Genomic DNA, 9,375 nt, shown 5'->3' with positions numbered 1-9,375 from the left:
ATTTTGGCCTTTTGGTGGGAGTCCCTTATACGTCGCTTTCTGGCCTGCGCAGCTCGTTTTGTACTGTAAGAGTATCGCCTGAGCGTGGAGGCATTCTCTCCCCCAGGTTGGGAGGGACCCCGTTTTAGCCATTTTGACTATCCTTACTTTAACGGCGTTTTCCCGCGCGCCCCGAACTCCGAACCAAATTGGTCTATGCAAACCCCAACCACTTGCATCGGCAATTTATCAAGCTGTGGTCACGCAAACAAGTCCATCCATTCCCACTAATTTCCGACAGACCGTTTGTTCTTGAATTCTTTTTTTTGTAATTACCACCAACTAAGCTTCATGTTCAAGAAAATGAGAACCTTTCTCATCACCGCCACAGTGCAACAAACCGCGTGATTAGGCGTTTTCATCGTGGTTTGCAAAACTCGCCCCATTTGACAAATAATGATATTACTAGCAGTATTATTTATGATTGCCGCATTATATTGCTTATTTTTGGCGTAATGCGGTTTTGTTGCATATTGTAGAAGTACATTAAAGGGAGGCTACGCGTTTGGAAAAGGTCAAGGTTGAACACCTCACCAAGATTTTTGGTGGCCATAACAAACAGGTACGGTCCATGATTGAGGCCGGTAAGAGTAAGGCGGAGATTTTGAAGGCAACCGGTTCGACCGTTGGGGTGAGCGACATCAGCTTCAACGTTCAATCGGGTGAAATCTTTGTCATTATGGGGTTATCTGGTTCCGGAAAATCAACGCTGATTCGTATGATTAACCGGTTAATTGAACCCACTTCAGGACGAATTACGATTGACGGCGAGGACTTAACGCAACTGGACAAGAAGCAGTTGCGCGAGGTGCGGCGGCACAAAATGAGCATGGTGTTCCAGCAGTTCGCATTGTTTCCGCAGCGGACGATTTTGGATAACGCTGCGTACGGTTTGGAAATTCAGGGTGTGGGCAAGGATGAACGGTACGCCAAGGCGAATAAGGCGCTCGACCGCGTCGGCCTGAACGGTTACGCGGATCAGTATCCCGACCAGTTGTCTGGTGGGATGCAGCAGCGGGTTGGCCTGGCGCGTGCGCTGGCGAACGACGCCGACATTCTATTGATGGACGAAGCCTTTTCTGCTTTGGACCCGTTGAACCGCAAAGACATGCAGGATGAGTTGCTGGAACTGCAAGCTGACCTGCACAAGACGATTATTTTCATTAGCCACGATTTGAACGAAGCCCTGCGGATTGGTAACCGCATCATGATTATGCGCGACGGTCAATTGGTACAAATCGGGACGCCCGAAGAAATTCTGACTGCCCCAGCCAATGACTACGTTGAGCGCTTTATTGAGGACGTGGACCGCACCAAAGTGATTACGGTTGGTAGCGTCATGATTCGTCCGTACACGGTGAACATTGAGACTGACGGTCCGCGTTTGGCGCTACGCCGGATGCGTGCCAACGAAGTGTCGACGTTGTTCGTTACGAACAATCAGCGTGAACTGGTGGGCTTCATTGAAGCTCGCGATACCATCAAGCTGATTGCGGACGACAAGGATCGGTCCGTACGTAGCATCCGTACCATTGTTAACCCGGATGTCCAGACGACCACTGCCGAAACACCGTTGAACGATATTATCGATGAAATTTCTTCGATTTCGGCTCCATTAGGTGTGCTGGACGATAAGAAGCGGTTAATCGGCGTCGTGATTCGTGGTGCGGTTCTGGCTGCGATTGCGGGCGACTAATGGGGGTGACTAAATGATGAATTTAATTGGTACAAGTATTCCCCAGTTACCGTTAGCTAACTGGGTTGATAGTTTAGTGGACTGGTTGACGCAGTTCACCGGTTTCTTCAACGTCATTATTAACTTTGTCGCGGGTATTAACGGGGGCTTCCAGTGGTTCTTCGACCTGCTGCCGCAATGGCTGTTTATTGTGTTGGTGATGGCATGGACGTGGTATCTGAGCCGTAAAGCGCCACGGTACTGGCTCTTGGTACTGGAATTACTCGGCTTGGGCTTAATCTGGAACCTGGACTATTGGCAGGACATGACGCGGACGCTGTCCCTGGTCCTGACTCCAGCGTCATTGCGCTGGTGATTGGTATTCCGCTAGGGATCCTGATGGCCAAAAGTAACGTGGCCCAGACAATCATTCAGCCCATCCTGGACTTTATGCAGACGATGCCTGCCTTTGTTTACCTGATTCCTGCCGTCGCTTTCTTCGGCATTGGGACGGTGCCCGGCGTGATTTCATCCCTGATTTTCGCCATGCCGCCAGTCGTGCGGATGACCAACCTGGGGATTCGGCAGGTACCGACCGACCTGATTGAGGCGGCCGACTCATACGGCTCCACGAGCTGGCAAAAGTTGTTCAAGGTACAGCTACCGTTGGCACGCAAAACCATCATGTCTGGTGTCAACCAGACGCTGATGCTGGCGCTATCCATGGTTGTGACTGCCTCCATGATTGGGGCGATGGGCTTGGGGACTGACGTCTACTTTGCCGTTGGCCGTAACGAGGCCGGTGCTGGTTTCACGGCCGGGCTCGCCGTGGTCATTATCGCCATTATTTTGGACCGGATTACGCAGCTTGTGAACAAGCCGGAACATTAGCGAGGGGGGACCAACTGTGCATTTGAAACAACGTAAATGGTGGTGGGCGCTTGCGGCTTTAACCGTCATGTTGGTGCCTGTACTGGCAGGTTGCAGCACGCAACTGGCTGAATACAAGCCCAACGAAGCGGTCGGGCCCCAGGTGGACTACACGATTACCGGGATTGACGCCGGTGCTGGGGAGATGGCAACCACGCAGAAGGCCATCAAGCGGTACGACCTCAATAAGTGGCAGTTACAGACCAGTTCTTCATCCGCGATGACCAGCACGCTGGGCAAAGCGATTAAGAACCGGCAGCCAATCGTGGTGACCGGATGGCAGCCACACTGGATGTTCACTAAGTACAAATTGAAGTTCCTGAAGGATCCCAAGGGCGTGTACGGCAAAGCTGAAAATATTCACACCGTCGTGCGCAAGGGCTTGAAGCACGATAAACCGGAAGCATACACCGTGCTGGACCGGTTCCACTGGACGAAGGAAGAGATGTCCACGGTCATGCTGGCGGTCAATAAGGGCGCCGATCCTAAGCAAGCGGCCAATAAGTGGATTAAGGCTCACCAGCAGCAGGTGAACCAGTGGACGGCCGGCGTGAAGCACGTTAACGGGGATGCCATCAAGCTAACCTACGTGGCGTGGGACTCAGAAATTGCGTCCACGAACGTTGTCGCTGAGGTGCTCCGGAGTGTGGGTTACAAGGTCACCCTGCAGTCGATGGAAATGCAGCCAATGTGGCTTCCATTGCCACAAAGGCGGCGGACGCACAGGTTTGTGCCTGGTTGCCGAACACCAGCGGCGTGTACTACAAGAAGTATCAGGGTCAGTTCGTCGATTTGGGTGTGAACCTCCGTGGGGCCAAAGTGGGCCTGGCGGTGCCGACGTACATGACCAAAGTGAACTCGATTGAGGATCTGAATAAGAAGTAATTCGCAAAATAACGGGCTTAACCGCGCCAATCAGGTGACGGTTAGGCCCGTTTGCGTATCCTTAACGTCTTTGTCTCTGTTATAATTCACAATAGATGGTCGTTCGGATGATGAGCGACGCAAAGGAGCAGTATGCAAATGGAACATTATTACACCAACAACCCCAATCTGGCTCACGATGAGGTGTCATTCACCTTCCCGCTGGCGGGTCACGACGTGCGGTTGACCACGGACAGTGGTGTCTTTTCGCGCCACACCGTTGATTATGGGAGCCGGGTTTTGATTGACACGGTTGCCCAGCGGACGGATTTAGCTGCCGGCGATGTGGCCGATATTGGCTGCGGGTACGGACCAATCGGGATTGCGCTCGCGCTACACCTGCCAGAGCGGCACGTGGTGATGAGCGACGTGAACGAGCGGGCCTTGGCGCTGGCAAAGCGTAATGCGGCGACCAATGGCGTTGAGGACCGCACGGATATTATTGAGTCGAGCGCCTTTGACGCCATTTCCCGCACCGATTTTGGTGTGGTGGTGACGAATCCACCGGTCCGGGCCGGCAAAGACGTGGTGAATGCCATCCTGACCGGTGCGTACGCGCACTTACGGGCTGGCGGCGAGATCTTTGTGGTCCTGCAGAAAAAGCAGGGGGCACCGAGCGCCAAGAAGCTGTTACAGGCCACCTTTGGTAACTGTGACGTTCCGCGCAAGGATAAGGGTTATTACATTTTGCACAGCATCAAGGGCTAGGAGGATTCTGGATGACAGCCACACACGAAGAAATTGAGGGCTTCATGAAGGTTGCGCTGGACGAAGCAGCCAAAGCGGAGGCGATTGGCGAGGTGCCCATCGGTGCCGTTGTGGTGTATAACGGCCAGGTGATTGGTCGCGGGCACAACATGCGTGAGCACACCCAGGACGGGACGCATCACGCCGAGATGATGGCCATCCGCGAGGCGTGCATGGTGCGGCATTCGTGGCGGCTAGAGGACTGCGACTTGTACGTGACGTTGGAGCCGTGCCCGATGTGTGCGGGGGCGATGATTAACAGTCGCGTGCGGATTTGTTACTGGGGGGCGCCGGATCCCAAAGCGGGGGCGGCGGGAACGCTGGTCAACCTCCTGACTGACAGCCGGTTTAACCACCAGGTGGGTTCGGTCGGCGGCATCTTCCAGGCGGAATCTAGCGCCATGCTTACGCGGTTCTTCCGCGGCATCCGCGCTAAACAAAAGGCCGCCAAGGCGTCGGGGAACTAAACGACCGGCACATTGTGGTGCGCTGGTTCCGACAGATGGGGGTTAATCCGACCGGCACATTGAGCGGGGATGGTTCCGGCAGGCGGGGGTTAATCCGTGGCCGAAGCTGTGAGCCTCACGCTCTCGCCCTGGCGGGCTACCGCGAATTGGCTAGCTCGAGCAAAAACCGCTCGATCTATCCAATTTGATTCTGTACGTCGCTATCGCTCCTACAGAACTACGGGCATACAGCCGCCACGCATTAACCCCCGCCTGCCTCCACCATCCCCACTCAATGGGCCTATGTTGTGGTTGCCCCGGTGGTGCCCAGATTCAGGTCGACGGTGTGGTGCAGTGTACCGAGGCATTGGAGTGTGCAGTTTCTGACAGAGAGATTGGGTTTGTAACCCGGCTGCGTATGTGTGCATTTCCGTATGCGAGGAATACCTAAACAATGGTCTGTTGGCTTGTTGCCGCATAGTTTTCCCAAGATAAAAAAAATCCATGGTATGTGAATTGCTCAGTGCCCTCGGGCGAGTTGCACGTGTTTGACTATTGGCTGATCCAACGAAGCGAGCACTCTGGAGTCCGAGTTGAGGTATTCCAATTGATTTGTGACTATGCCCGCTAGCAGCGTAAATGTTTTCGAACTCAGGCGTTGTATTGTGCCGCAGATGAATTTTTCACTTCAAACACCAACCCAATTGTGCCTGCAAATTAGGTCCATTGAGACAGGGTGGCAGAGGCGGGTGGGGCTTCATCCGTGGCGGCTGCATACCCGAAGTTCCGTTCGAGCGAAGCGAGTTACGGAATCAAATATTTGAAATCGAGTGGGTTCCTCGAGTTCAAATATTCGCGGGAGGCCGGAACGGCCGGAGCGTGAGGTTCGTAGCTTCGGCCACAGGTGAAGCCCCACCTGCCGGAGCCGCCCTGTCTCAATGGACCGGTCGTTAGCATGAGGCTCGTAGCCGGTCACGGCCACCCGCACCTACCGCAGCCGCACCATCACCCCAGACCGGTCGGACAACAAACCACCACTAAGGGCTGGTCAAACCCAGGTGGACTGTGTATAATATGGAGTGCCGAAAGGCCTGAAGGCAATGGCGGCCTTCCGAATCGTGTCAGGTCCGGAAGGAAGCAGCACTAAGGTTGGTTCACCATGTGCCTTTTGTTATTGAGATATTGAGCGGGGGTCGGACATTGTTCCGACCCCTTTTACATACGCCGGGCAATCCCCGCACATTATGTTAAAATTGAAGTTAGTAAAAATTCGGAGAGGATGACCGCACGTGAGTTACCAAGCATTGTACCGGGTATGGCGCCCCCAAACCTTTGCCCAGGTGGTCGGCCAGGAGGCCATTACCCAGACCCTCAAAAACGCGGTGGCTACCGGTCAAACCAGTCATGCGTACCTATTCACCGGGCCACGCGGAACCGGTAAGACCAGTGTGGCCAAAATTTTGGCCAAGGCACTGAACTGTTTGAACGTGCAGGATGGCGAACCCGACAACACCTGCGTCATTTGCCAGGCGATTAATAATGGCAGCCAGCCCGACGTCATCGAAATTGATGCCGCCAGCAACAACGGCGTCGATGAAATCCGTGATATTCGGGATAAGGCTAAGTACGCCCCCACCGAGGCTCGCGTTAAGGTCTACATCATCGACGAAGTGCACATGCTGTCCACCGGTGCCTTCAACGCGTTGTTGAAGACTCTGGAAGAGCCACCGGCACACGTGGTGTTCATTTTGGCCACCACGGAACCGAATAAAATTCCGGCTACCATTATCTCCCGAACGCAGCGGTTTGACTTTCGTCGGATTACCATGAAGGACATCGAGGGGCACCTCGGCGACATTCTCGACGATAAGCAGATTACGTACGACCAGGAGGCGCTCGCAGTCATTGCGCGGGCGGCCGAGGGTGGGATGCGTGATGCGCTCTCGATTTTGGATCAGGTGCTCAACTTTAGCGATAATCACGTCAGCTTGGAAGCCGCGCAGGACGTCACCGGGGCGGTCACCGAACAGGAGTTGGGTCAGTACTTAGCCGATGTGCACAAAGGTGATGTGGCAGCCGGCCTGGCGGTGGTCCGCGATGTGCTCGCGGCAGGCAAGGACCCCGCGCGCTTGATCGATGACTTAATCGCGTACGCGCGCGACCTGCTCGTTTACCAGTCCGCACCCACTTTGGTCGACTCGGGCGAAATCGCGTTGGCCGGGGACGAGTTCAAGTCACTGGCCCAGGAGCTGGAAGCACCGTGGCTCTTTCACGTGGTGAACACGTTGAACCGGACGCAGCAGCAACTGCGGTTGACGAACCAACCAGAGCTGTACTTGCAGGTAGCCACAGTCCAGCTCACGCAACCGGCCAGTGCCGCGGATGATAGCAGTAACGAGGACGCAGCAGTTGTGAATAGCGCACCGGATGGCGGCGCGGCGGCCACGGCGGAGGTCAACGAACTACGCGATGAAGTGGCGCAGCTCACCAAGACGGTGCGGCAACTGTCGACCGCTGGAGCAGGGCGGGCCACTCCCGCCAAGAGTAAGGCGGCTCCAGCAACGGGTCACGGACGTAAACGCACAGAGGTCAATACGCACGCAATCTACCCAATTTTGGGCAAGGCGACCAAGGATGACCTGCTGGCTTTGCGGAACGTCTGGCCGGACGTGCTGAATAAGCTGACGGACCGCCGCAAAGCGATGATGAACATCAGCGAACCGGTGGCGGCGAGCCCTGACGGCGTTATCATCAGCTTTGATTACGACATCATGGTGGAGCGCGTCCAGAACGACGAGGTTTTGCTCAAAGAGGTGGGGGCGTCCCTGCAGCAGTTCCTACACCATGACGAGCAGGTTGTACTGATTGAGAAAGCTCAGTGGCCAGTGGTCCGGCAGCGCTTCATCAAGGAAGTCGGTTTCCAGAAGCAACAGGCCAGCGCGGCCGCCGGTGAGAGCGGTACTGAATCTGCCGCCGAACCCGCTAACGAGGAGGCGGCCCAGACCGATAATCAGGCGGCGGACAACAAGGCCGTGGACACGTTGACGGATATGTTCGGCGATGGTAACGTGACGGTCAAAGAGGACTAGCGAATGCCGGTCGTCGCTGCTGTGCCGGACCAACTTTGTGGTAATTCATTAAGATAGGCGGAAACATTAAGTATTGAATGGGCGTTAGCGTTACATTGATAAGCAAAGCTGAAAATGACAAACGAAATGGAGAATGAGTAATGGCAAATATGGGACGTATGGGTAACATGGGCAACATGCAGGGCATGATGAAGCAGATGCAGAAGCTGCAAAAGGAAATGGCCAGCACGCAGGACGAAATTAACACGACCACCTTTACGGGCAAGAGTGCCCAGGATTTGGTCACGGTCGATTTTACCGGTGACCGTAAGATGACGGCGCTCAATGTTAACCCGGAGGCCATTGACCCGGATGACCCTGACATGCTGTCTGACCTGGTCATGGAGGCGGTCAACGACGCTTTGGGCCAGATTGACCAGACGACGCAGTCCAAGATGGGCAAGTACACCCAGGGGCTGCCATTCTAAATCGACGTTAAGGTTAGGTAGAGATTATGCAATATCCAGATCCAATTGCCAAGCTAATTGACAGTTACATGAAGCTTCCCGGGGTCGGCGAGAAGACGGCCACCCGGTTGGCTTTTTATACCATTGATATGGACAAAAACGACGTGCACACCTTTGCTTCGTCGTTAGTGAACGCAAAGGAGCAGCTCCACTACTGTTCAATTTGTGGCAACATTACTGACGTTGACCCATGCGTAATTTGCACGGACAAGTCACGTGACCGCAGCACCATCCTGGTGGTGGAACAGGTCAAAGACGTGATGAGCATTGACCGGATGAACGAATATCACGGTCTGTACCACGTCTTGCATGGGGTGTTGTCGCCGATTGAGGGCCTAGGTCCCGACGACATTAACATCACCAGCTTGATTCGGCGTTTGCAGAACAACGACGAGGTCAACGAGGTGATTGTGGCCACCAACGCGACGCCCGAGGGTGAGGCGACGGCTCGTACTTGGCCCGGTTGATTAAGCCGGCTGGGATAAAGGTCACACGCCTGGCGCACGGGCTCGCCGTGGGTAGCGACATTGAGTATGCTGACCAGATGACGTTGATGAAGGCCGTTGAGGGCCGGACCGAATTGTAGGGGTAGCGTGATGTTTGGACGTAAGAAGACGAGTGCAAAGCTGGACCGGGACGCGGAGCTGTTGGAGTTGATTTACGCGGTGCGGGACCAGAACGCGCGGGCACACAAGATTCTGAATAATTCGACTGAGGGTGCCATGGACCTCCGGCAGCAGGCGCAGGTGGAGCTGCAGGAGGGGCTGTTCGACTTCTTACACCGCCAAGCCCGGTTACGGCGGGTGTCGGGTAAGCAGGTCGAAGACTTCTCGGTGCGTTACAACCTGGAACGTAAACAGTTGCATTAAGCAGCTTTGTGGGCAGACTTTGAGGTCTGCTTTTTGTTTTCTAGCGACCGGTTTGGGCTGGTGGTGTGGCTCCGGTGGCGCTCGGATCCACGGTTTTGTCGGCTGGCGTGGCTCCGGTGGTGGGCGGTTGGCCGTGACCGGCTACGAGCC

General features: G+C 55.0%; 6 protein-coding genes, 1 other RNA gene and 3 pseudogenes. All 10 read left to right on the top strand.

Translation table 11 applies throughout. The features are described 5' to 3' along the window. Window positions 1-544 precede the first annotated feature (544 nt). The 10 genes and pseudogenes from JCM12539_RS11840 to JCM12539_RS11800 all read left to right on the top strand — a co-directional run bounded on the left by JCM12539_RS11840 (window position 545) and on the right by JCM12539_RS11800 (window position 9,225). Window positions 545-1,735 (top strand): quaternary amine ABC transporter ATP-binding protein, encoded by a 1,191-nt coding sequence (locus JCM12539_RS11840; RefSeq protein WP_054651724.1) that lies wholly within the window; start codon window positions 545-547, stop codon window positions 1,733-1,735. Between the two features lie 16 nt (window positions 1,736-1,751). Continuing rightward, window positions 1,752-2,605: pseudogene (locus tag JCM12539_RS11835) on the top strand (ABC transporter permease). Between the two features lie 67 nt (window positions 2,606-2,672). Next, window positions 2,673-3,529, top strand: a pseudogene (locus JCM12539_RS11830) (glycine betaine ABC transporter substrate-binding protein). A 138-nt stretch (window positions 3,530-3,667) separates the two neighbouring features. Next, entirely contained in the window at window positions 3,668-4,276 is a 609-nt protein-coding gene (locus JCM12539_RS11825; RefSeq protein ID WP_054651723.1) for a class I SAM-dependent methyltransferase, read from the top strand. Window positions 4,277-4,287: 11 nt separating this feature from the next. Continuing rightward, window positions 4,288-4,782, top strand: coding sequence for a tRNA adenosine(34) deaminase TadA (gene tadA / locus JCM12539_RS11820; RefSeq protein WP_054651721.1), 495 nt, complete (start codon window positions 4,288-4,290; stop codon window positions 4,780-4,782). Between the two features lie 1,068 nt (window positions 4,783-5,850). Next, an RNA gene (ffs, locus tag JCM12539_RS12940) (signal recognition particle sRNA small type) lies at window positions 5,851-5,937 on the top strand. Between the two features lie 113 nt (window positions 5,938-6,050). Further along, window positions 6,051-7,850 carry a DNA polymerase III subunit gamma/tau gene (gene dnaX, locus JCM12539_RS11815; protein WP_054651718.1) on the top strand — a complete coding sequence of 600 codons (1,800 nt, stop codon included), beginning with the start codon at window positions 6,051-6,053 and terminating at the stop codon, window positions 7,848-7,850. 167 nt (window positions 7,851-8,017) lie between these two features. Next, entirely contained in the window at window positions 8,018-8,317 is a 300-nt protein-coding gene (locus JCM12539_RS11810; RefSeq protein WP_173585396.1) for a YbaB/EbfC family nucleoid-associated protein, read from the top strand. A 26-nt stretch (window positions 8,318-8,343) separates the two neighbouring features. Beyond that, window positions 8,344-8,942 (top strand): annotated as a pseudogene (gene recR, locus JCM12539_RS11805) (recombination mediator RecR). Between the two features lie 10 nt (window positions 8,943-8,952). Then, complete coding sequence (locus JCM12539_RS11800) at window positions 8,953-9,225, top strand: DUF2508 family protein (protein WP_054651716.1); 273 nt, start codon at window positions 8,953-8,955, stop codon at window positions 9,223-9,225. The last annotated feature ends 150 nt before the right edge of the window (window positions 9,226-9,375 follow it).

The organism is Lacticaseibacillus pantheris DSM 15945 = JCM 12539 = NBRC 106106 (genome assembly GCF_001311175.1).
GTDB classification, from domain to species: Bacteria; Bacillota; Bacilli; order Lactobacillales; family Lactobacillaceae; genus Lacticaseibacillus; species Lacticaseibacillus pantheris.
This window is presented reverse-complemented; position numbering and strand designations above follow the sequence as displayed.